Source organism: Alienimonas californiensis, assembly GCF_007743815.1.
GTDB classification, from domain to species: Bacteria; Planctomycetota; Planctomycetia; order Planctomycetales; family Planctomycetaceae; genus Alienimonas; species Alienimonas californiensis.
In genome coordinates this window covers 2,585,883-2,607,690 of sequence record NZ_CP036265.1, presented here as the reverse complement: position 1 = coordinate 2,607,690, position 21,808 = coordinate 2,585,883, and the positions used below count along the sequence as shown (strand labels likewise).

The following is a 21,808-nucleotide window of genomic DNA, read 5'->3' as shown; positions in this document are numbered from 1 at the left end:
CGGACCGTCCCGCAGACGCCCCCCCGCCCGGGGCCGCGGGCCCCGGCGTGACGGGTCGAACCGTCTCCGATCGGGTCGGCGACTGGCTGGCCCGGTTCCGCTGGCCGTTGTTGCTGATCGCAGGCGCGCTGGTCGCCCTGGCGGTCGCGCCGGCGAATCGGTTGGAGTTGGAGCGCTCGATCGAGTCGCTCTACGCCCCCGGCGACCCTCGCCTCGCCGCCTACAACCGCAGCCGCGAGCTGTTCGGGGGGGACGAGTTTGTCCTCGTCGCCTGGGATCAGCCGAATCCGACCGCCCCGGAGAGCCTGGACGCGATCGCCGCCTTCGCCGAGGAACTGTCCCAGGCGCCCGGCGTGAACCCCGCCAGCACGCAGGATTTGTCCAAAGTGCTCCGGCCGGAACTGGAGCCGGGGCTCAAGGCGGTGGTCCTCCGTCGGATGATCCCGCTCTGGGAGCCGGAATTATTGGAGTTGGCCGAGGGCGTGATCGTCTCCGCCGACCGCCAGACAGTGGCCGTCGTGCTGCGGCTGACGGCGGAGACGGCGGGTCAACCCGTCACCGGTCCCGGCTCCCGGGCCGAAACGTTCCGGGCGATCCGCACGCTCGCTGCGAACCACGATCCGCCGGCGTTCGTCGCCGGGGAGCCGATTCAAATTCACGACGCCTTCGAGGCGGTCGAATACGACGGGCGCGTCCTCTTTTACGTCTCCCTGGCCCTGCTGGGGGCCGTGCTGCTGTTCCTGCTCCGCAGCCTGCGGTGGGTGCTGATCCCGCTGGCCGTGGTGCTGGCGGCGATCGTCTGGACGCGGGCGACGCTGGAGCTGTCCGGGCTGCGGCTCAGCATGGTCTCCAGCATGTTGAATTCGCTGGTGTGCATCGTGGGCGTCGCCACCGTGATGCACGTCGCCCTGCGGTTCCGGGAGCTGCGACGGCTGGGCGGGAACCGGGATTCGGAGGTCTCCACGATCAACGCCCTGCGGGAGACGTTCTCCCAACTCGCCGCCCCGATCTTCTGGAGCTGCGCCACGACCGCGGTCGGGTTCCTGTCGCTGCTCGCCGCGGACCTCACCCCGGTGCGGAGCTTCGGGTTGATGATGGGCGTCGGCGCCGGCGCGGTGTTCGTCAGCACGCTGTCGCTCACGCCGGGGCTGGCGCTGGCGGGCGGCTTCGACAGCACCCCCCGCGGCGCCCCGGGGGAGGGGCTGCTCGGCGGGTTGCTGGGCTGGGGGCCGGGAGCGATCCTCAAATATAAATGGCCCGTCGCCGTCGCCACGGCCCTGCTGACGGCGTTCAGCGTGGCGGGCGTGCTGCGGTTGAAGGTCGAAACCGACTTCTCCAAGAACTTCAAAGCGGACAGCGAAATCGTCCGCAGCCTCGATTACATCGAAGAGCGACTCGGCGGCGCCGGCTCCTGGGAGGTGAACCTGCCCGCCCCCGGCCCCGGGGAGCCGCTGCGTGAGGACTACCTCGGCCGCGTCCGCAAACTCGCCGCCGAACTGCGGGCGCTGGAGGTCGGCGGCGAACCGGCGTTCACCAAGGTCGTGGCGCTGACGGACACCCTGGACACCGTGCCGCTGATCGGCTCCTCGGTCCGCGACCGGCTGGACCAACTCGCGGAGTTCGCCCCGGAGGTGGAGCCGAGCCTGTATAACCCGGAGTCCCGCCGCATGCGGATCGTCCTCCGCAGCCGGGAGCAGCAGTCGTCGAACCGCAAACGGGCGGTGATCGAACAGACCGAAGCCCTCGCCCGTGAACGCTTCCCCGGGACCGAGACCGCCGAACCGGCCGCCGCGACCGGCCTGTTCGTGCTGCTCACCTATTTAATCGAGAGCCTGCTGCGCGATCAGATCGTCAGTTTCGGCTGGGCCGCCGCGGGCCTGTTCGGGATGATGTGGGCGGCGTTTCGCAGTTTCAAACTCGCCGTGGCGAGCATGCTGCCGAACCTGCTGCCGATCGGCCTGGTGCTGGGCGGGCTGGGGTGGGCGGGGCTGCCGGTGAATATCGGCACCGCCATGATCGCCAGCGTGTCGGTCGGGCTGACGGTGGACGGCAACGTGCATTATATTGCCGCCTACCTGCGTCAACGCCGGCTGGGGAAGAGCCGGCGGGAGGCGTTGCGGATCGCCCATGGCACGGTCGGCCGGGCGATGACGTTCGCCGTGCTGGCCCTCGCCTGCGGCTTCGCGGCGCTGACGCTCAGTCAGTTCGTCCCGCTGATTTACTTCGGCGCGCTGGTGAGTCTGGCGATGGTCGGCGGGCTGATCGGCGACCTGGTGTTGTTGCCGCTGATTATCGGCTGGAAGAAAGATTAGGGAGGCGTGACGATCGGCGGCCGATACTTTGCCCTCGGCGACGTGCACGGCTGCGCGACCGCGCTGGCCGCCCTGCTCGACGCCCTCCCCCTGCGTCCCGGCGACGTGGTGATCCCGCTGGGCGACCTTGTCGACCGCGGGCCGGACTCCCGCGGCGTGCTGGACCGGCTGATCCGTTTTGAAGCGGATTTCCCCAGGGTCGAATTGATCCCGCTGCGGGGCAATCACGAGATCATGATGCGCGAGGCCCGCGGCGGCGTTGAAGAACGCCGCCGCTGGCTGGAGTGCGGCGGCGACGCGACCCTCGGGTCATACGCCCCGCTCGGGCGGGGGGCGTCTTTAAAAGACGTCCCGGCCGAGCATTGGACGTTTCTGAACGAACGGCTGCACGCCTACCACGAGAGCGACGACTGCCTGTTCGTGCATGCGAACCTGTACCCGGACCTCCCGCTGGCGGAGCAGCCGGACTTCATGCTGTATTGGGAGTTCTGTCACGAGCCCCCGCCGCCGCACCAGAGCGGCAAGCGCATGATCTGCGGGCACACCCGGCAGCGGTCCGGCCTGCCGCGGGTGATGGAAAATGCCGTCTGCATCGACACCGGCGCCTGCAAAGGCGGTTGGCTGACCGGCCTGTGCGCGGAGACCGGCGAGGTCTGGCAGGCCGACGAACGCGGCCGCGTTCGGACGTTGTGGCTCGACGAAATATAGAACAGGACGCCGACGGCCGGCGCTCCTCCGCCGGTGAACGCGGTCGATTGTGAGCCCGAAGCGCACAAGCGGGGTTCGGCCGTCCCTCCTCGCTTGCGCTGCGGGCTCACAGAGTACGCCACGCGTTCCGGCAACCTGTTTTAATCGTCGTAGTCCACCCGCACTAAATACAGCCCCTGCGGCGGGGCGGTGGGGCCGGCGAGGGTGCGGTCGCGGCTGGCGATCAGGGCGGCGACGTCCTCCGGCGGGCGTTTGCCCATGCCCACCTCCGCTAGCGTACCGGCGATCGTCCGGACCATATTATAAAGAAATCCGTCGCCGGTCACTTCGAGGAACAGCCACGGCCCGCCGGCGTCGTTCGCGATTTCTTCCCCGGGAACCGGACTCCAGGCGGGCCAGATCGCGGCGCGGGTCAGGGTGAGGCGATGCACCGTGCGGACGGTGTCCGGCCGGGGGGAGCCGGCGGACTGAAAGCAGGCGAAGTCGTGCCGGCCGACGATGTGGGCCGCCGCCTCGCGCATCGCGTCGACGTTCAACCCGTTCCCGCGCACGTCCGGCCGCACCCGCCAAGCGAACCGCCGGGCCAGCGGGTTCGGGTCCCGGTCGTTCAGGATGACGTAGCGATACGTTTTGGAGACCGCGTCCCGGGTGCTGTGGAAGTGCGGCGGCACGTCGCGGCCCTCCAGGACCGCCACGTCCGGCGGGAGGTGCGGCGCCAGGGCCGGGCCGAGCCGGTGGGCGGGGGTGGGCGTTTGGGTGCGGAAGTGGCAAGCCTGTCCCAGCGCGTGCACGCCGGCGTCGGTGCGGCCGGCGGCGACGACCGTGCGACGCTCCCCCGTCAGCCGAAAGATCGCCTCCTGCAACTCGCCCTGCACGGTCCGCGTGCCGGGCTGCACCTGCCAGCCGAAGAAGTCCGTGCCGTCGTAACTCACCCGCAGCCGCACCGTCCGCCCCTGCGGGTGCGGCGGATCGCCCGGAGCGACGACGGGGGACACTGCCGGGGAGGCGGAGAAACCGTCAGCCTCGTCCGTCACTCGAACGCCGCCGGCTGCAATTTCACCTCGCCGAGATCCACGGTCCCGCCCTCGGTCACGGTGACGGTCAGCTTGGCGCCGTCCCAGCCCGCGGGGGCGTCGCCTTGGACTTCCTCGCCTTTGAGAAACCCGGCCTTTTCGTGCCAGAGGCGGAACGTCCATTCGCCCGGCGGCAGCCCCCGGATCGCGAAGCGGCCGTCCGGGCCGGTCGCCGTCATATAGGGGTGGTCCAGGACGAACAAATGCGCCTTCATCCAGGGATGAATCGGGCAAGTGACGGGCAGGGGCAGCAACTCCGGCTTTTCGAGGGTCCGTTCGACCGGGGGAGAGCCGGCGGGCACGCTTTCGTTGAAGGGGATATTGCGGTTCAGGAACGCCGTCGCCTGATGAGCGATCGGGTCGGAGTTCGTAATCTTCAGCGTCTGCCCGGTGCGGAGCAGCACGACGTGCGGCTCGAAGCGGCAGTCGACGTTATCCAGGACGACCGCCTCGGCCCCCTTCTCGAGCGCCGAGGCCGCCGGCTCCCGCCCGCTGGAGCGCACGTCCAGCCAGATCACCGCGTTCGCCAGCCCGCCGTCCTCCGCGACCAGCAGCGTGTCGTCCTCCAGTTGGAGGGGGCCGCAGACGTCGACGTCCTTATTCACCTCCACCCGCTCGGGCTGGGGCGGCGGCCCGCCGAACAGCAGTCGGCCGCGCAACGCGCCGCCCGCGGGCGGCTCCTCCGCGGCGCCGCGGGGCAAAACGGGGACTCCGGCCGCAACGCCGAGAACCAACGCCACGGCCAGCCATGACGGAGAAAATGAGGGCATAGATCAGAGAGGTCTTGAACGGCGCCGGAATCCGCCCGTTGGACGGGGTGGGCGGCACTGTAAACTGTTCGACCGCCGCATTCCCCCGCAGTCCCCGCCGCATTCCCCCGCAGTCCCCGCCGGAGTTCCCGTGAAGATCGCCTCCGCCCGCCGTTCGCTCGTCGCCTTCGCGTTTGCCGGCGCCGCCGCGGTCGTCGCTGCGCCCCTGTTCGCCGGGCCCGCCCGCACGCCGCTGCTGGCCCCCAAGCCCGCCGTGGCCGACGCCCCCGCGTCGGCCGACGGGGACGAATCGCCCACGGACTGGAAATCCCTGACCGACACGGATTGGAAAAAGCGTCTCACGCCGGAGCAGTACAAAATCCTGCGGAAGCACGGCACCGAACGGGCCGGCACCGGCAAGTACGAGCACAGCAAGGTCGCCGGCGTGTACGAGTGCGCCGGCTGCGAACAACCGCTGTTCGTCTCCGACGCGAAATACGACAGCGGCTGCGGCTGGCCGAGTTTCACCGAACCGGTCGACGGCCTGGACAGCAAGGCGGTCGGGGCGTCGATCGATCGCCGGTTCGGCATGGTCCGTACCGAAGTGCATTGCAAGAATTGCGGCGGCCACCTCGGCCACGTCTTCAACGACGGCCCCGGCCCGAACGGGCTGCGGTTCTGCATCAACTCCGCCAGTCTGACGCTCGACCCAACCGAGGCCGCGCCCGGGAGCGACGCCGTCGGCAAAGACGCGCCCGGGAACGCGGGCGACGAGAACTGAGCGGTCCCAGTGAATTGAACTGCGGCGGGACGGTTATCACGAAGTCCCGTCAGCGGAAGCACGTTTCGCCCCGGGTCCCGTCAAAGCCTCCCGCCGGTTCCGCCATGCTGACTGCCCCCGCCCGCCGCGTCGTCGCCGGTCTCGCCCTTGCGGGTTCGGCCGCCGTCCTCGCCCTTCCGCTGACCAGTCCCCTGTACGGCGGCCCCGCCCGTTCCCCGCTGCTCGCGCCCCGACCCGCCGCCATGCCCCAGACCGCCGCCGACTCGCCCGTCTCCCGAACCGAAGCGAAGGTCGACTGGGCCTCCCTGACCGACGCCGAGTGGAAGGAGCGCCTCACGCCGGAGCAATACAAAATCCTGCGGAAGCACGGCACGGAGCGGGCCGGCACCGGCGAGTACGCCTACAACAAGGACGACGGTGTTTACGACTGCGCGGCCTGCGGTCTGCCGCTGTTCGACGCCGACACGAAGTTCGAGAGCGGCACCGGCTGGCCAAGCTTCTATCAGCCGATCGACGGGGTCAAAGGCGACAACGTGGGCGAGTCGATCGATAAAAGCTGGTTCACGACCCGCACCGAGGTGCACTGCAACCGCTGCGGCGGACACCTCGGCCACGTGTTCAACGACGGCCCCCGCCCGACCGGCCTGCGGTACTGCATCAACAGTGCCAGCCTGACGCTCGACCCGGCAAAGGACGGCGCGGAGCGGAGCGGAGATAAATAGTCCCCGCCGTATCGGCTCAGACGTAAACGACCCGGGCGTTTCCGAACGTCCGGGTCGTTTTTATTCCCTCATCCGATCATCGCCGAAGAACGCCCCTCGGACTGCCCGCTGGCCGCAGCGGGACGCCTCGTCGTATCAGTCCGGCGACGCGGTCCGCACATCGCCGACGGCCGGGAATTCGTTCGGAACGTCGAGCCGTTCCTGGTTAAGTGATTCGTCCTGCGCAGCGCTCGACCCGCCGTCGGCGGGGTCGTTCTGAACCGCCTCCCAGCGGGAGTTGTCCGGCTGCTCGCCGCAGCCGGTCAAGCCGAGCGTCGCCGGGAGCAGGCACAGCAACATCGAGGCGACGGGCCAACAGCGAGGCATCGTGACGTTCGAGGGTGAACCAAGAACAAAGTTGAACGGCCTTGCGTCCAGTTTACTCCGCAGACGGATTCCAGACCCGGGAGCGTTCCTTGCCCGCAACGGGGAGGCCCTGAACGCCGGTTACTTCTTCATGGCCTTCAGAGCCGCCAACGCCTCTTCGGGCTTCGTGCGGCCGGCATGGCTATCGCTTACCTTGGCGAAGGACACGGTGCGATCCGAGGCGAGCACAAAGGTACTCGGGTAGGCCGTCTCCCGGGGCGCGTCCCAACGGAGACGATAGTCGTTGGTGAAGGAATACCCAGGGTCCAAAAGAAACGTAAAGCCGTCCGGCAGTTTCAGTTCGGCGGCGAACTCGCGGGCGAACGTCTGCAGTTTCTCTTCCGGCCCCGGGTAAATCATCACCACGCGGGCTCCGGCGCTTTTAAACTCGTCCGCCCGTTGCAGATAGGCGCCGATCTGACGCGTACAAATCGGGCACTGATAACCCGGATACCCGCGGAGCACGAGCAACACCACCGGGCCGTCGGCCGCGATTTTCGAGAGCGTGACCGGCTTCTCCGCATTCAACTCCGGCAGCCTGAAGTCCGGCGCCTTTTCGCCGACCTTCGGCGGCGCCTTCGAGGCCGGCTCTTCGGGCGGAGCGATCGGCCCCGCGGTGAGAACAGCAGCCAGGAGCGGTGCGAGGATCATTGTCGCGGCAGTTCGGAGGCAGGAAGGAGCGAGGCGCCCCCGGACGTTACCGCGTCCTCGCCGCGGGCGTAAGGCGCTACGCGTCCGGGTCGTCCGGGTCGCGGGCCAGTAATTGCTCGATCGCCTCCGGGTCGTCGCCCAATTCGTGCAACAGGCGATCCGGGGTCAGCGGCTCCGTGATCGCATATTTTCCCTGGCTCCAACGCAGCAGGTCCACGTTGCGGCAGCGCTCGGAGCAGAAGGGAAAGGCGCGATCCGCCGGGCTGTCCCCCTCCGGCCGCACGTCCGGCGGGATCGTCGCGTCGCAAATCGGACAGGTGCGGGGAGCGATCATGACGGGAGCGGCGGGAAGGAGACGGGAAACGGATCGGTCAATCGGAGCCGGACGACTTCGAGGCGCTTTTGCCGCCCTTGGATTTGCCTTCGGACTTCGACTCGGACTTCGACTCGGACTTCGACTCCGCAGGCGGCGCGGACGCCTTCTTATCCGCGTCGGCGGCCTTCTTATAACCTTCGCTGCGATAGTCCGTCTGATAGAAGCCGGTGCCCTTGAACAGGATACCGGCCCCGGCGCCGATCACCCGTTCCGCCTTCTTCTTGCCGCATTCGGGGCATTTTTTCGTCGCGTCGGCGGTGATCGACTGGAATTCCTCCCAGCGGTGATCGCAGCCGCGGCATTTATAATCGTAGGTGGGCATTTCGGGGACGCACGAACCGGGCGGAAGGGATACGGGGGCGGAGAGAAGCGAAAACCGGCCTACGGGGGGCGGATCGCCGCGTCAGTCGCTGGCGGCGGTGGCGACGATCACGTGGCTGGGCCGCACCACGCGGTCGCCCGCGGCGTAACCCCGCTGGGCTTCCTGAATGACGGTGCCCGGGGGCTGATCGAGGCTGGGCGCCTGGGCGAGGGCTTCGTGCAGATTCGGATCGAACATCTCGCCGACCGCGGGGATTGGCGTGATGCCCTGTTCGCTCAGTGCCTTCTCAAAGGACTTCAAGACCGCGGCGACGCCGCCGACGAGGTCGTCGGCGAGCTTCTCGGCGTCGGCGCCGGCCTGGCGGCTGGCCTTGGCGGCGTCCACGGCCCGCCGCAGATCGTCGAGGCTCGGCAGCAGCGCCTTGGCCAGCGGGACCGCAGCGTACTTGCGGCCTTCACTCTGTTCACGGACGGACCGTTTGCGGACGTTCTCCGTCTCCGCCTGGGCCCGCAGCAGCTTTTCGCGCAGCTCGTCCCGCTCCGAGGCGGCGGCTTCGTACTGCTCCCGGGAGTATTCCGGTTCCGGCTCGCCGGCGCCGTCGCCGGGGGGCTCGCCGAGTTCGTCCATCGGGCCGGGCTCCGACGGCTGCGGGGCGCCCTCGGGGGTCGAATCCTGCGGGTAGAACTCCGCGGACTCCTCCGCGGACGGCTTGGGATCGGGGGCTTCGTTCGGGGCGGACATCGGACGGTCTTGAAGGGATCGAGGAAGGGGCTGCGACGGCGACGGGGCCGCGGGCGATAAACCCGCGGGCGGCTCAGTCGTCGTCCAGCGAGAAATAGGTTTTCAGCTTGTCCAGCCAGCCGGCCCGGTGGGGGGTGACGTGGGCGTGTTCGTGCTCGGCGAGGCGCCGCAGCAGCTCTTCGTGCTCCGTGGAGAGGTCTTTGGGAACCTCCAGCTTGAGCTTCACGAACAGGTCCCCGCCGCGGCCGCCGTGCGGGTCGGGCAGGCCGCGGCCGCGGAGCTTGAAGACCCGGTCCGGCTGGGTGCCGGGGGGCACGGTGACGGTTTCGCGACCGGGTTCCTCGTCCAGATCCGCCGCGAGCACCGGGACTTCGACCTCCGAGCCGAGAGCCAGTTGCGTGTAGGAGATCGGCACCTCGCAGGCGAGATGCGATCCCTCCCGCTGAAACAGCGGATGCGGTTTGACGGCGAGGTCGACGTACAGATCCCCGGGCGGGCCGGCGCCGACGCCGGGAACCACCGTGCCGGGCTCCCCCTCGCCCCGCATGGCGAGTTGCATGCCGTTGTCCACGCCGGCGGGGACATCGACGGACAGCGTGACGCGTTCGGGGATCATGCCCTCGCCGTCGCACTCGCGGCAGCGATCGGTGACGACCGTGCCGGCCCCGCCGCAGCGGGGGCAGGCGGTCTGCACGCGGAAGAAGCCCTGACTTTGCAGCACGCGGCCGGCCCCGCCGCACAGGCCGCAGGCGTCCGGTTTGGTGCCGGGCTCCGCCCCGCTGCCGTCGCAGGTCGGGCAGAGTTTGTGACGCTCGACCTGCAGTTCCTTGGTGACGCCCGCGGCCGCTTCCGGCAGGGTGACGGTCAGCGAGGCGCGCAGATGACGCCCCCGCCGCGGCCGTCCGCCGCGGCCCCCGCGTCCGCCGGCGCCGCCGAACAGGCCGAAGCCCTCGAACAGATCGCCGAACGTCTCGAAGACGTCGCCCACGTCCTGGAACCCGCCGCGACCGCCGGCCCCGTTGACGCCCGCGTGGCCGTAGCGGTCGTACCGCTGCCGCTTCTCCGCGTCGGAGAGTACCTCGAAGGCCTCCGCGGCCTCCTTGAAGCGTTCGGTCGCCTCGGGGCTGGGGTCGCGATCCGGGTGGTATTTTACCGCCAGCTTGCGATACGCCTTCTTCACAACCGTCCCGTCGGCGTCGCGAGAGACGCCGAGCACCTCATAGTAGTCCCGCTGCGTGGGCATCCGAATCGGGTGGGGGCGAAGTGAGCGACGGGACGGGCGACGTGCCGAGTTGGCAGACCGTGACACCGTGCAGTTTTCGTGCCACGCTGTCACCCCGCGGCGTTCCGCAGTCGCGGATCAGTTGCTGGGGGACAGATCGCCGTAGACGGCGTTCCGCCCCCCAGCGATCTGCACCGGCGGATACGCGTCCACCTCCTCGGCGGCGAGCACGGCGCGGATCAGTTCCGCGGCACTGCGGACGCCCAGTTTGCGCATCGCCGCCCCGCGGTGCTTTTCGACCGTCCGCTCGGTGATGTCGAGGGTCCTGGCGATGACCTTGTTGGTGACGCCGGTGGCCACCGCCCGCAGCACCTGCCGTTCCCGGGGGGTCAGCTTCTCCAGTTCCTCGAGCGCTTCCCGGCGCTCCTTCTGCCGGTGCCGGATGGCCAGTTCGACCGTGACGTCCCGCCCGACGCTTTGGAACTCCAGCACGCGGCGGGGAGCGCCGGGGTTGCCGGGATCGGGGGGGGCGAACAGGGCCCGGTTGGTCCACTCCTCCCACCGCGTCACGCCGGCGGGTCCGGGCAGGGGGAGCAGCGCCCGGACGCTCGGCTCCTCCGGGGTGACCGCGGCCAAGTGGGTGCGCGCGTAGTGGGCCGCCTCCGGGTCGAGGTGATCGTAGATCGTCATCCGCCCGACGACTTCGCGGCCCCCGCCGCCCTTGGCTTCCAGGAACGCCCGATTCGCGTAGGTGATCAGGCCGTCCTCGGGCCGAAAGCGGTTGACCATCTCCGTCAGGTCGTCCAGCACCTCCCGGTAGCGGCGTTCGCCCTCGACCAGACGGGTCTGGGCCTCCAGCCGCTCCGTCACGTCCCGGGCGACGCTGTGCACCTCGACGAGCGTCCGCTCCTCATTGAAAATCCCCCGCTTGATCCACTCCAACTGCCGCACCACGCCGTCGCGGCGTGGGCAGCCGACGATCATCCGAGAATGCGGGGTCTCCGGCGTCATCGCCCGGATTCGCCCGTGCACCTGCGTGCGGGTCGCGGAGTCAATCCGCTCAAATACGTTGTGATAACCGTCGGCGGGCTCCCGCTCGCGGCCGGCCCCAGGCCCCGCCCCGGTCGGGTCCGCAGCGGGGCGCGACGCCCCCTGCGGGACGATCGGATCGACGTCCACGGCGGCGTCGAGCCCGAAGTAGTCGCGGTAGGCCCTGTTCGCAAACGTGAGGGAGCCGTCCGGCCGCCACCGGCTGACCAGCTCCGGGCTGTCTTCCACCAGCGAGCGATAGCGTGCCTCGGTGCGGACGAGCGACTCGTACATCCTGCGGCTCTCCGTCACGTCCCGACCGACGCATTGGTACTCGCCAACCCGCGGCTCGCCGCTCTCGTCCGGATCGAAAATCGCCCGGATGCTCCAGGCGACGCGGACGACCCCGCCGTCCGGCGTGGGCACCACGTTCTCGAAATCCGCCACCGGCCGGTCCGGGTTGAGGGAATGAAGCATGCGGTTGATCGGTTCGACGTCCGCCTTCTGAACCAGATCCGGGGTCCGACGGCCCACGATCCGGGTGGGATCGCCCTGATCGACTAACTTGGCGTACGCCGGATTGCAGAAGGTGACGAATAGATCCGGGGTGCAGCGGACGATGAACTCCGTCTGATCGGCCGTGACGGCACGGTAGCGACGTTCCGAGGCGCGGAGGGCGTCCTCGGCGGCCTGACGGTCGCTGGTATCCACGGCCAACCCGAACAGGCTCTCGCACCCGGCAAGATTCATCAGGTGCACATGCATCTGAACCGGCCAGAGGCCCCCGCCCGGGCGCCGCAATCGGGTCGCGTGGCCCTTGGCCATCGTCCTCCGCAGCCGCTCGAACGTCTCCGCCGGGCCGCCGTGCGGCCACCCGGGGTCGATCTCCGTGATCTGCGAGCCAATTAACTCCGCCTGACTCCGGCCGGACATCTTCAAGAACGCGGCGTTCGCCCGCCGGACGCACAGTCCATCATCGAGCCAGAACACCCCGCAACCGGTTTCGATCAGCGCCGCCCGCAGCGAATCGGGCTCAAGAGGCAAAAATGTCGAGACGGGAACCGAATCACTGTACCTCGGGAGGCTCTGGGGATGTGGAGGCTCCGCGACCATCTCATCGGTCCGAACGAATGAACTAACGAACTAGGTATGCCGGCCGCTGTTGCAACAATCAACCACGTCGGCGCCGCCGAACCCATCGGCGTCCGCAAATCCCGCGGAGCCGCTCAAACTGCCCCCCGGATCGTTCAAAGCGTTCAGCGGGTCGTTCAAAGCGTGCAGACCGCGGGGACGAGAGACGCGGCGGACGGTGAGCCGTGGCGGGCCGGGCCGGGCGAACCCGTCTTGCTCCCGGCCGCCGACCCGAGCTAGCGTCCGCCCCGGTCCCCGCCGCGTCCGCCCCCCGTCCGATATGCCGAACCGCTCCGCCCGGCGCGATCGCACCGCTCGCCCGGCGCCCGCTGATCGGCGGGTCGCCCGACCGCCCCTCGATCGTCCCCCGGGGCGACGGCGGAGGGGCGTGGCCCGGCCGGCGTCGGCGTTAGCGCTGTCCGCAGCGGCGATTTGCTTCAGCCTGACCGCGCCCGGCTGCGCCGCCCTGAAGCAGAAGTGGGACGAAGCGGTCGCCACGGACGTCGACAACCCCGTGGTGCCCAAGAAGCCCAAGCGCATCCCCGGCGCCGTCGCGAGCGTCGACACGGAACCGACCCGCAGCGCCGACGCCCTGTCCGGAGCCGCCGACGGTTCCGCCGCCGGCTCCTCCGCGATCGAACTGGTCGAGGGCAGGCAGTTCGAACCGAACGCCCCGCAGCATTTTGAAGACGCGGACGTGGTCGCCACGGTGAACGGCGAGCCGCTGCTGGCCGGCGACCTGTTGCAGTTCGAGATTCAACTCAGCGACGCCGCCGCCCGGATCGCCGCCGCCCCGGACGCCGACGAAGCCGTGCCCGGCGGTCCGCCGGGCCTGACGGCCGCCCAACGGGCGATGCTGACCGCCCAGATCGACGCCGCCCGGGCGAAGATTCTCGCGGAGCGTCTGCCGGCGAAGATCGAGGAGGCGCTGCTCGCCCAGCGGATGCGGCGGACCCTTAAGGCGGAGCAGTTGGAGAAGCTGAACGAGGCGGTCGGCACGCTGTTCGACCAGACCGAACTGCCGGAGATGCTGCGGAAGGCCAACGTCCAGGCCGTCGCTGCGGGTCGTCCGCCGATTCAATCCAAGGAGGAGCTGCGCCGCCTGATGGCGGAGCAGGGGCTGGACATGGACGCCGTCGTCGCCGCCTGGAAGCCCCAGCAGATGGCGATGGCCTACGTCGAACAGAACACCGGGATGGCCTCCATCCGCATCTCCCGCCAGGAGGTGCAGGATTATTACGACGCCCACCGCGAGGACTTCACCCCCCCCAAGGCGGCCCGGTGGGAGCAGATCGAAGTGCCCTACGAGAACGACGCCGGCCGGTCCGCCGCCCTGGACGTGGTTGAGGCCGCCGCCGGCGAATTGCGTCGCGGCCGCCCCTTCGCGGAGGTCGCCAAGACCTACAGCCGCGGCCTGAACGCCCAGGAGGGCGGCCGCTGGGACTGGACCGCCCCGGACGCCCTGCCGAACAAGAAGCTGTCCGCGGCCCTGTGGAACCAGCCGGTGGGCGAGGTCGGGGCGGCGTTCGATTGCCCGCTGTCGCCGGACGGCTTCCCGCCCGGCGGGGCCTATCACATCGTCCGCGTGATCGAACGCCGCGGCGACGTCGCGCCGCCGCTGGACGACCTCCGCGACCAGATCGAGAACAAAATTAAGGGCGAGCGCCGCCGCGAGGCGGTCGCCTCCCTGATCGCTCAGGAACGGGCCGCCGCCCAGATCGAGGTCTACGTCCGCGGCACGAAGTGGCCGCCGGAGGAATAGCGGCCGCCGCGGGGCGGCATGGGAGCGGCGCCGCGGGCGACGGCCGGCGTCACGCCCCCCGCTCCCGCCGTTTGCCCTGCTGATAGAGGGCTTCCATCTCGGCCAGCGGAACTTCGCCCAGTTCCTTCTCGCCCAACTGCGATTCGATATACCGCACCCGGGCGGCGAACTTGCGGTTGGAACGCAGCAACGCCTGCTCCGGGTCCAGCCCCCAGCGGCGGGCGACGTTCGCCAGGACGAACAGGACGTCGCCCAACTCCGCCTCCGCCCGGTCGCGGCGGGCCGGATCGGCGATCGGTTCGTCGGGAATCACCGGGCCGTCGATGCCGGCGGGCACGGCGTCCGGCTCGTCGGCGTCGAACAGTTCGCGGCTAAACTCCGCCAGTTCCTCGGCGAGTTTGTCGAACTGCATCCGCCGGTCCGGGAAGTCGTAGCCCGCCGCAGCGGCCCGGCTGGACAGCTTTCGGGCAGCCGCCAACGCCGGCAGGCCGGCGGGGATCCCGTCGAACACGCTCCGTTTCGTCGGCTCATCCCCGCCCTCCCGCTCCGCCCGTTTGGCGTTCGCCCACAGGGCCTTCACCTGTTCGGCGTCCGCGGCCGTCGCCTCGCCGAACACGTGCGGGTGCCGGCGGACCAGCTTCGCCCGCAACGAGTCCGCCACCTCGGTGAGGGTGAACAACCCGTCGTCCGCGGCGATTTGGGCGTCGAGCAGAACCTGTAACAGCAGGTCCCCCAACTCGTCCCGCACCGCCGCGGCCTTCTGCGGGCGGGCCGGGTCGTCGGGCGCCGCGGCGGCGAGGGCGTCGATCGCCTCGAACAGCTCGTGCGTTTCCTCCAGCGTGTGCGGCTTGATGCTGGAGAGCGTCTGGGCCCGGTCCCACGGGCAGCCGTCCGGGCCGCGGAGCTTCGCCACCACGTCCGCCACGGCCCGCAGCGCCGGTTCGAGGTCCGGTCCGGGCGGCGTGCCGGCGGGGGGAAGGCCGGACGCGGGGGAATCGGGCGACGACACGGAGCGGGCAGCGGGGGCGACGGGGTCGAAGGACGGGCGAGGCGACAGCATACTGCCGCCCCGTGCTGCCCCGCGCCACCCCCGCCCCGCTGGACGACGCCCCGCCCAACGGGGCCGTGGTGTTCGTCACCGATTTCGGCACGACCGACACCTACGCCGCCCAGATGATCGGGGCGTTACTGCGGACCGACCCCCACGCGCAGGCGGTGGCCGGGTATCACGCCGTCCCCCCGCAGGACGTGCTGGCCGGGGCTGAGGTGCTGGCCGAACTGGTCGCCGCGTTCCCGCCGGGCACGACGTTCGTGACGGTGGTGGACCCGGGCGTGGGCACGGAGCGGGCGATCCTCGCCGCGACCGCCGGCGGCATGTTCCACGTCGCCCCGGACAACGGTTTGCTCGCCCCGCTGCTGGCCGCCGACCCCGCCGCGGAAGTGGTGCGGCTCCCGCAGGCGGGGTCGCCGTCCCGCACGTTCCACGGCCGCGATCTGATGACGCCCGCCGCCGGCCGGCTGACCCGCGGCGAACCCCTGCGAATGCTGGGCGAACCGACCGCGGAGTGGGTGAAACTCGACCGGCCGACGCCGGAACGGCGGCCCGACGGCGCCGTCGTCGGGCAGATCCTGCGGGCGGATCGGTTCGGCAACCTGCTCACGAACGTCTCCCGCCGCGACTGCCCGGCGCCCGCCAGGGCGACGCTCGCCGGCCACACACTCCCCGTCGGCGGCTCCTACGCCGACGCCGTCGCGGGTGAACCGCTGGCGCTGGTCGGCTCGAACGGCCGCTGGGAGATCGCCGTCCGCAACGGCAGCGCCGCGGCCGTCTTGAACGCCGCGGCGGGCGATGCCGTCACGTTTCTTCCTACCTCTCAAAACTGAGCGACCGCGTCGTGCCCCCCGGCCTGTTCGTCACCGGCACCGACACCGACGTCGGCAAAACCTACGTCGCCGCCCGCCTCGCCGAGCGATTGCGGAGCGGCGGACGGACCGTCGGCGTCTATAAACCCGCCTGCAGCGGGGCGGAGGTCTTCCACGGGGAGCCGGTCTGGGGCGATATTGAAGCCCTGCGGTCCGCCGTCGGATTGCCGGTGGCGGAGGACGATTTCATCTGCCCGCAGCGGTTCCTCGCCCCCCTCGCCCCGCCGATCGCCGCCGCCCGGGAGGGCCGGACGGTGGACGCCGAGTTATTGATCAGCGCCGCCCGGCGGTGGGCCGACCGGTGCGACGTTCTGATCGTGGAGGGCGCCGGCGGCCTGCTCTGCCCGCTGGCTCTGCCGGACGACGGACCGGCCGTCACGGTGTTGGACGTGGCCGCGGCGTTGGGATATCCGCTGCTCATCGTCGCCCGGGCCGGTCTCGGCACCGTCAATCAGACGTTATTAACTCTCGCCGCCGCCGAGGCTCGGGGCCTGCCGATCGCCGGGGTGGTGTTGAACGAGATCGACGCCCGCGAACCCGAAGCCGCCACGAACGCCGCAATGATCGCCCGCTGCGGCGGGGCGCCCGTGCTGGGCGTCATTCCGCCGGGCGGCGAGTTGCCGGAGGCGGTGGGTCAGGCGCTTGTTGGGGAACCGGCTCGGTCGGGCCAACTCAACCAATAACCCGAAGCGTCAGCGAGGGACGCCCGCGCAGCGGGCGCGGTTCACGCCCGCGGTCCCTCGCTGACGCTTCGGGTTGGTGCGTTCGATCCGCAGAACTCTCTCACCCGAGATCGAACAGGCTTTTCACCCCCACGCTCTCCCCGCTGCCGAGCGGTTCGGCGTGGGTCGTGTGCATCGCCCAGCCCCAATAGCGGGCGCGGGTTTCCAAATCGTCGATCACGGTGGGAAAGTTCGTGTCGCGGCCGGTCACCACCTGGCTGTGATAGCACCGCACCGCGGCGAGTTTGCGTTCCAGGTGCCCGGTAATATCGACGCAAAACGCCGGCGTCGGGATCTCGCGGAGGTGTACGCTCCAGAAGTGATAGAGCTTCGGCGGGAAGAACGGCTCGCCGGGTAGGCCGCCGCTCTCGGCGCCCGGCTGGCCGGGCTGGTCGGTCTTCGACAGCTTCGCCCAAAACCGGGCGTCCGCGGTCAGCCGGGCGGCCCTCACGTGGTCCGGGTGCGTATCCGTCGGGGCGTGACCGAGCACAATTCGCGGCCGCGTCAGCCGGAACACCCCTGCCAACGCGGCCCGGGCGGCGTGGTCGTCCGTCAGGTGGCGGTTCTTCAGACCGAGGTTATGGCGCCAGGTGAGGCCCAACGTCTCCGTGGCGGCGGCGGTCTCCCGCGCCCGGGTCGCCGGGTCGCCGTGGGGGGTGGGCTCCCCGTCGGTGAGGTCCACCACCCCCACCCGTTTCCCTGCCGCGAGGTGGGCCAGGATCGTGCCGCCGACGCTGATCTCGGCGTCGTCCGGGTGCGAGGCGACGACCAGCAGGTCGAGTTGGGGAACGTCGGCGGGAGACAGGTCTGAGCGGGGCATGCGGGGAGTGTAGGCCGACTCGCTCTGGACGGCCGCCCGCCATGTGAACTACGCCCCGCCGGTTCGCCGCCGCGCTGCTTGTTTTGGGGTTCCGCCGATGTCCCGCTCCTCCCACCGCACCGCATGGTTCGGCGCCGCGGCCCTGTGCGCGGCTTCCTGCCTCGCGTCCGCCGGCTGCGCCGTCAAGGACATGGCGCAGGAGGCCTGGTTCCAGACCAAGCGGACGCTGACGCCCAGTTCCGCGGGTTATGAAGACCCGGCGGAGAACCCCAAGGACGACTGGAGCGAGGTCCGCGAGATCGGCCGCGGCGATCAGGAACTGGTGGAGGACGACCCGGACTGGTACCGGGAGAAGTTTATGAGCGCCAAGGCGCGCGACATTGAAAAGAATCTCGGCTACGACTGAGCCGCCGGCGAATTATTCCGCCGCCGCGACGGCCACGCTCGGCGGATCGGTCGGGGTGAGGGACCAACGCAGCGGCACGGCCTCGGTCGTCAGCGGCTCCCCGCCCGGCTCCGTGACGCTCACGGATTGCAGTTCGCCCTCCGTCAGGCGATAGAGTTGCAGCGACCACGGCTCCCGGTCGAGCACGAACAGTTCTTTCACGCCGACGGCGGCGTAAAACGCCAGTTTCTGCCGGCTGCGATCGCCGCGGGAGACGATTTCCATCGCCAGGTCGGGGCCGCCGAACCAATGGGAGCCGCGGTCTTCGGCGGGATTGTGCGACAGAAAAACCGCCACGTCCGGGCAGCGGTAGTTTGTCCGCCAGTCCAGCGACGGATCGGACACGTCGGAGACGTTGCAGCCGGCGAACGTGCGGCCGTAAGCGCGGCCGCCCCACGGCTTGAACAGCTGACGGACGTCGCCGGCAATCTCCGTCGCAAGTTCCTGACGCTCGTTGTTCGGCAGCGGCATGAGAATATGGACCCCGTTCCAAACCTCGTCCCATCGATCGAGCCCCTGGGCCTCCCGCTCCGCACGGAGCGTGAGAGCGACTTCCGGGTCGGCGACTTCCAGCGTCGGCGGATCGGCGAGCGTCGGCGGCATCGAACGGGGCGCTGCGGGAGGGGTCGAACGGCGATGAACTCTACGGCGCCGCCGGGGCGAACGCCTGGTTCATCAATTTGGCCTGTTCCAGCTTGTGGGATTTATCCGAGCCGGTGGCCGGGCTGGCGGAGGCCGGGCGGGCGACCCAGGAGAGCGGGAACCGGCCGAAGAGTTGCCCGCAGCCTACCGTGGCCAGCACGTACCGCCAGGCGCCCATGTTCTCCGGTTCCTCCTGCACCCAGACGGTCGGCGTACCGTCGGCATAGTTCGCCAGCGCCGATTTCAATTCCTCCGCCGGCCACGGATAAAGCTGTTCGACCCGCAGGATCGCGGTGTCGGTCAGGCCGCGTTCCTCCCGGGAGGCGGCGAGGTCGTAATAGACCTTGCCGCTGCACAGCAGGACTTTCTTGACCTGGGCCGGGTCGACGGTCGCGTCCGGGATTACGTTCTGGAACCCGCCGGAGGAGAACTCCGACAGTTCGCTGACGGCGGCCGGCAGGCGCAGCAGGCTCTTGGGCGTCATCACGAACAGCGGCTTGCGCCAGCGTCGCAACGCCTGGCGCCGGAACATATGGAAGCACTGGGCCGGCGTGGTCGGATAGCAGACCTGAATATTGCTTTCCGCCGCGGCGGTCAGGAACCGCTCCAGGCGGGCGCTGCTGTGCTCCGGGCCCTGGCCCTCGTAGCCGTGGGGGAGCAACAGGACGAGGCCGCTGAGCCGGTGCCATTTATCCTCCCCGCTGGTGAGGAACTGGTCGATCACCACCTGGGCGGCGTTGATAAAGTCGCCGAACTGGGCCTCCCAGAGGATTAATCCGTCCGGCGTGTCGAGGCTGTAGCCGTATTCAAAGCCCAGCACGCCGGCTTCGGACAGCGGGCTGTTATAAATCACCGCCGGGGCCTGCGACTCCGACAGATGGCGCAGCGGGAGATACTGCCGGCCGGTTTCGCTGTCGTGCAGCACGGCGTGGCGGTGGGAGAACGTGCCGCGTTCCACGTCCTGGCCGGTCATGCGGAGCATCATCGGGCCGACCGGGTGCCCCCCCGGACCCTCCCCGGCGGGGCCGGCGCCGGTCAGGATCGTGGCGAAGGCGAGGGCCTCGCCGGCGCCCCAGTCGAGCGGCTTCTCGCCCGCGGCCATCTCCTCCCGCTGGGCCAGGAACCGCCGGCTGAGCGTGCGGTGGGGCGTGAAGCCCTCCGGCAGTTCGCCCATCCGCTTCAACAGGGCCTTCAGCGTCTCGTCCGGCACGACGGTCTCCGCCTCGTCCGGGCGGGGGCCGCCGTGGAAGCCGTCCCACACCCCCTCGAGCGCCGCCTGCGACTCCAGCTTCGGCTCCTCCTTGGCGAGGGCCAATTCGGCCTCCAGCTTCGCCCGGGAGTGCTCCGCGATCTCCGCGGCGTCCGCTTCCGTCACGTCGTTGCGCTCCAGCAACCGCGACAGATACCCCTCCCGCACGCCGGAGCGGGCGCGGATCAGCGAATACATCTCCGGCTGGGTGAAGGCCGGTTCGTCCTGCTCGTTGTGACCCCGCTTGCGATAGCACAGCAGGTCGATCACCACGTCCTTTTTATTCTCGCGGCGGAAGTCCAGGGCCAGTTTGACGACCTGGGCGACGGCCTCGGGGTCCTCGCCGTTCACGTGGAAGATCGGAATCTGCAACATTTTGGCGACGTCGGTCGCGTAGGTGCTGCTCCGGCCCTGCTCGCTGGTCGTGGTGAAGCCGATCTGATTATTAATCACCACATGCACCGTCCCGCCCACGGAATAGCCGGGCAGTTCGGAGAGGTTCAGCGTTTCCTGCACGACGCCCTCGCCGGCGAAGGCGGCGTCGCCGTGGATCAGCAGCGTCATCCCCCGCTCGCCGCCGGCCCCGGCGCCCTCGCCGTAGGGGTGGTGGGTGTCGCCGGCCCGGTCCATCTTCGCCCGGCAGCGGCCCTGGGCGATCGGGTTGATAAACTCCAGGTGGGAGGGGTTGAAGCAGAGCGACAGGTGCACGCTCTTGCCGCCGCGAACCTCATAGTTCCCGCTGTAGCCGAGGTGATACTTGACGTCCCACTCGCCCATGTGGCTTTCGGGATCGTCGTCGTCGAACTCGCGGAAGATTTCCCGAGCCGGCTTGCCGAGAATATTCGTGAGCACGTTCAACCGCCCGCGGTGGGCCATGCCCAGCACGATTTCCCGCACGCCGTAACGGCCGGCGCGGGAGATCATCAAATCCAGCAGCGGGATGAGCGTCTCCCCGCCTTCCAGGCTAAACGTCTTCTTGCCGGGGAAGTTCTTGAGGAGGAACTCCTCGAACTCCGTGGCGTCCGTCAATTTACGGAGGATGCGGAGCTGGGTGTCCTTTTCGAGCCGCAGATAGTTGCCCGTGCCCTCCATCCGGTCCTGCAGCCAGCGGCGGACGCGCAGGGAGTCGATGTGCATATACTGCACGCCGATGCTGCGGCAGTAGGTGTTCCGCAGCCAGGAGATAATTTGTCGCAGCGTGCGACGCTCCGGCCCGCCGAACCAGCTCGTGCTGAATTTTTTATCGAGGTCGGCCTCGGTGAAGCCGTAGAACGCCGGGTCGAGCTCCTCCGGCATTTCGTGGGCGCGGCCCAGCGGGTCGATCGCGGCGGCGATATGCCCCCGCACCCGGTGGTTTCGGATCAGCATATCCACCGACTCCTGCAGCGCGGCGGCGTCCACGACGGAATCCGGCGCGTCCGCCCCCAGGCGGGGGGCGACTGCGGCGGCGGTCGCCGCGGCGGCGCCGGCGGCCGGCCGGAACAGCGTGCGACGCGGGAACGGCGACCCGGCGGCGGCGGCGTCGCCGTCGCCCGCGGCGAATTCGGCGGCCTGCTGCTGGAAATAGGCCCGCCAATCCGGGGAGACGCTTTCTGGATCGTCCGCGTACATCTGCCACACCTCCTCGAGGAACGGCAGGTTGGAGCCGTCCGGCAGGCCGTCGTCCAGCGAGGCGCCGTTTTTCGAGGGCGCGGGAGCCGCGCCGCCGGAGCCGGCGGCCTTGGCCGGGCGGCCGGTGCGGGGGGCGGAAGAGACGAAGGCGGGGGCGGACATCCCGGGCAGTCGTGGGGCGGGAGCGGGGGACGCCCGGCGGGCCGGAGGCAGCGGGACGGCGATTCCGGGGGCAGCGGAGTCGCGTCGGCGGGGCGTACGAGGAGGGTCTGGCATCTTACCCAAAGGGGAGTTCCGTCGGCACCGTTCCCGGCCTCGACGAACCGCGTTTTGCGCCTGCGAGCCCGCTTCTCGAGGGCGCCTCGATTGGTGTAGGCTGCCCGTCTCCGCGGTCGTCGGTCGCGGGCGTTCC

General features: G+C 69.8%; 21 protein-coding genes. 8 read left to right on the top strand and 13 right to left on the bottom strand.

Annotation, left to right across the window (positions count from 1 at the left end; all coding sequences use genetic code 11):
- The first annotated feature begins 47 nt into the window (after positions 1–47).
- Both CA12_RS10245 and CA12_RS10240 read left to right on the top strand, forming a co-directional pair.
- Entirely contained in the window at positions 48–2,312 is a 2,265-nt protein-coding gene (locus CA12_RS10245; protein WP_145358857.1) for an efflux RND transporter permease subunit, read from the top strand.
- A 6-nt stretch (positions 2,313–2,318) separates the two neighbouring features.
- Positions 2,319–3,020: a metallophosphoesterase gene (locus tag CA12_RS10240; protein ID WP_242688196.1), complete on the top strand. Its 702-nt coding sequence runs from the start codon at positions 2,319–2,321 to the stop codon at positions 3,018–3,020.
- 140 nt (positions 3,021–3,160) lie between these two features.
- Here CA12_RS10240 and truA read toward each other — a convergent pair whose 3' ends face one another.
- Together truA and CA12_RS22485 are read right to left on the bottom strand one after the other, a co-directional pair.
- Positions 3,161–4,015 (bottom strand): tRNA pseudouridine(38-40) synthase TruA, encoded by an 855-nt coding sequence (gene truA, locus CA12_RS10235; protein ID WP_207622194.1) that lies wholly within the window; start codon positions 4,013–4,015, stop codon positions 3,161–3,163.
- 35 nt (positions 4,016–4,050) lie between these two features.
- The gene (locus CA12_RS22485) at positions 4,051–4,794 is read right to left on the bottom strand and encodes a cupredoxin domain-containing protein (RefSeq protein ID WP_207622193.1); all 744 of its coding nucleotides are present in this window, start codon (positions 4,792–4,794) and stop codon (positions 4,051–4,053) included.
- A 199-nt stretch (positions 4,795–4,993) separates the two neighbouring features.
- On the opposite strand from CA12_RS22485, the gene msrB (CA12_RS10230) reads away from it, so the two are divergent.
- Positions 4,994–5,623, top strand: coding sequence for a peptide-methionine (R)-S-oxide reductase MsrB (gene msrB / locus CA12_RS10230; RefSeq protein ID WP_242688194.1), 630 nt, complete (start codon positions 4,994–4,996; stop codon positions 5,621–5,623).
- A gap of 242 nt (positions 5,624–5,865) precedes the next feature.
- Positions 5,866–6,345 (top strand): peptide-methionine (R)-S-oxide reductase MsrB, encoded by a 480-nt coding sequence (gene msrB, locus CA12_RS10225; RefSeq protein WP_145361422.1) that lies wholly within the window; start codon positions 5,866–5,868, stop codon positions 6,343–6,345.
- A 135-nt stretch (positions 6,346–6,480) separates the two neighbouring features.
- Here the strand turns inward: msrB (CA12_RS10225) and CA12_RS10220 are convergent, their stop codons facing one another.
- From CA12_RS10220 to CA12_RS10190, 7 genes are all read right to left on the bottom strand, one after another.
- Complete coding sequence (locus CA12_RS10220; RefSeq protein WP_145358855.1) at positions 6,481–6,711, bottom strand: hypothetical protein; 231 nt, start codon at positions 6,709–6,711, stop codon at positions 6,481–6,483.
- Between the two features lie 120 nt (positions 6,712–6,831).
- On the bottom strand, positions 6,832–7,401 hold the full coding sequence (locus CA12_RS10215) for a peroxiredoxin family protein (RefSeq protein ID WP_145358854.1): 570 nt from the start codon (positions 7,399–7,401) through the stop codon (positions 6,832–6,834).
- A 76-nt stretch (positions 7,402–7,477) separates the two neighbouring features.
- On the bottom strand, positions 7,478–7,735 hold the full coding sequence (locus CA12_RS10210) for a DNA gyrase inhibitor YacG (protein ID WP_145358853.1): 258 nt from the start codon (positions 7,733–7,735) through the stop codon (positions 7,478–7,480).
- 37 nt (positions 7,736–7,772) lie between these two features.
- On the bottom strand, positions 7,773–8,099 hold the full coding sequence (locus tag CA12_RS10205) for an FmdB family zinc ribbon protein (protein ID WP_145358852.1): 327 nt from the start codon (positions 8,097–8,099) through the stop codon (positions 7,773–7,775).
- 81 nt (positions 8,100–8,180) lie between these two features.
- A complete protein-coding gene (locus CA12_RS10200) occupies positions 8,181–8,840 on the bottom strand; it encodes a nucleotide exchange factor GrpE (protein WP_242688192.1) in 660 nt (219 codons plus the stop codon).
- A 73-nt stretch (positions 8,841–8,913) separates the two neighbouring features.
- Positions 8,914–10,083 carry a molecular chaperone DnaJ gene (gene dnaJ / locus CA12_RS10195; RefSeq protein ID WP_145358851.1) on the bottom strand — a complete coding sequence of 390 codons (1,170 nt, stop codon included), beginning with the start codon at positions 10,081–10,083 and terminating at the stop codon, positions 8,914–8,916.
- A 117-nt stretch (positions 10,084–10,200) separates the two neighbouring features.
- Positions 10,201–12,135: a PAS domain S-box protein gene (locus tag CA12_RS10190; protein WP_165700675.1), complete on the bottom strand. Its 1,935-nt coding sequence runs from the start codon at positions 12,133–12,135 to the stop codon at positions 10,201–10,203.
- A 475-nt stretch (positions 12,136–12,610) separates the two neighbouring features.
- Between CA12_RS10190 and CA12_RS10185 the strand changes: the two genes are divergently transcribed.
- Complete coding sequence (locus CA12_RS10185) at positions 12,611–13,984, top strand: peptidylprolyl isomerase (RefSeq protein ID WP_165700674.1); 1,374 nt, start codon at positions 12,611–12,613, stop codon at positions 13,982–13,984.
- A gap of 49 nt (positions 13,985–14,033) precedes the next feature.
- Here CA12_RS10185 and mazG read toward each other — a convergent pair whose 3' ends face one another.
- Positions 14,034–14,993, bottom strand: coding sequence for a nucleoside triphosphate pyrophosphohydrolase (gene mazG / locus CA12_RS10180; RefSeq protein ID WP_242688191.1), 960 nt, complete (start codon positions 14,991–14,993; stop codon positions 14,034–14,036).
- Positions 14,994–15,055: 62 nt separating this feature from the next.
- Here mazG and CA12_RS10175 point away from each other — a divergent pair, with 62 nt between their 5' ends.
- Positions 15,056–15,868, top strand: a complete 813-nt coding sequence (locus CA12_RS10175) for an SAM hydrolase/SAM-dependent halogenase family protein (protein ID WP_145358847.1) — start codon at positions 15,056–15,058, stop codon at positions 15,866–15,868.
- Between the two features lie 11 nt (positions 15,869–15,879).
- Complete coding sequence (gene bioD, locus CA12_RS10170) at positions 15,880–16,590, top strand: dethiobiotin synthase (RefSeq protein ID WP_165700673.1); 711 nt, start codon at positions 15,880–15,882, stop codon at positions 16,588–16,590.
- Between the two features lie 100 nt (positions 16,591–16,690).
- Here the strand turns inward: bioD and CA12_RS10165 are convergent, their stop codons facing one another.
- The gene (locus CA12_RS10165) at positions 16,691–17,449 is read right to left on the bottom strand and encodes a PIG-L family deacetylase (protein WP_145358845.1); all 759 of its coding nucleotides are present in this window, start codon (positions 17,447–17,449) and stop codon (positions 16,691–16,693) included.
- 97 nt (positions 17,450–17,546) lie between these two features.
- Between CA12_RS10165 and CA12_RS10160 the strand changes: the two genes are divergently transcribed.
- Positions 17,547–17,855 carry a hypothetical protein gene (locus tag CA12_RS10160; RefSeq protein ID WP_145358844.1) on the top strand — a complete coding sequence of 103 codons (309 nt, stop codon included), beginning with the start codon at positions 17,547–17,549 and terminating at the stop codon, positions 17,853–17,855.
- A 12-nt stretch (positions 17,856–17,867) separates the two neighbouring features.
- Here the strand turns inward: CA12_RS10160 and CA12_RS10155 are convergent, their stop codons facing one another.
- Both CA12_RS10155 and CA12_RS10150 read right to left on the bottom strand, forming a co-directional pair.
- Entirely contained in the window at positions 17,868–18,497 is a 630-nt protein-coding gene (locus tag CA12_RS10155) for a Uma2 family endonuclease (RefSeq protein WP_145358843.1), read from the bottom strand.
- Between the two features lie 40 nt (positions 18,498–18,537).
- Positions 18,538–21,558 (bottom strand): 2-oxoglutarate dehydrogenase E1 component, encoded by a 3,021-nt coding sequence (locus CA12_RS10150; protein ID WP_145358842.1) that lies wholly within the window; start codon positions 21,556–21,558, stop codon positions 18,538–18,540.
- Positions 21,559–21,808 lie beyond the last annotated feature (250 nt).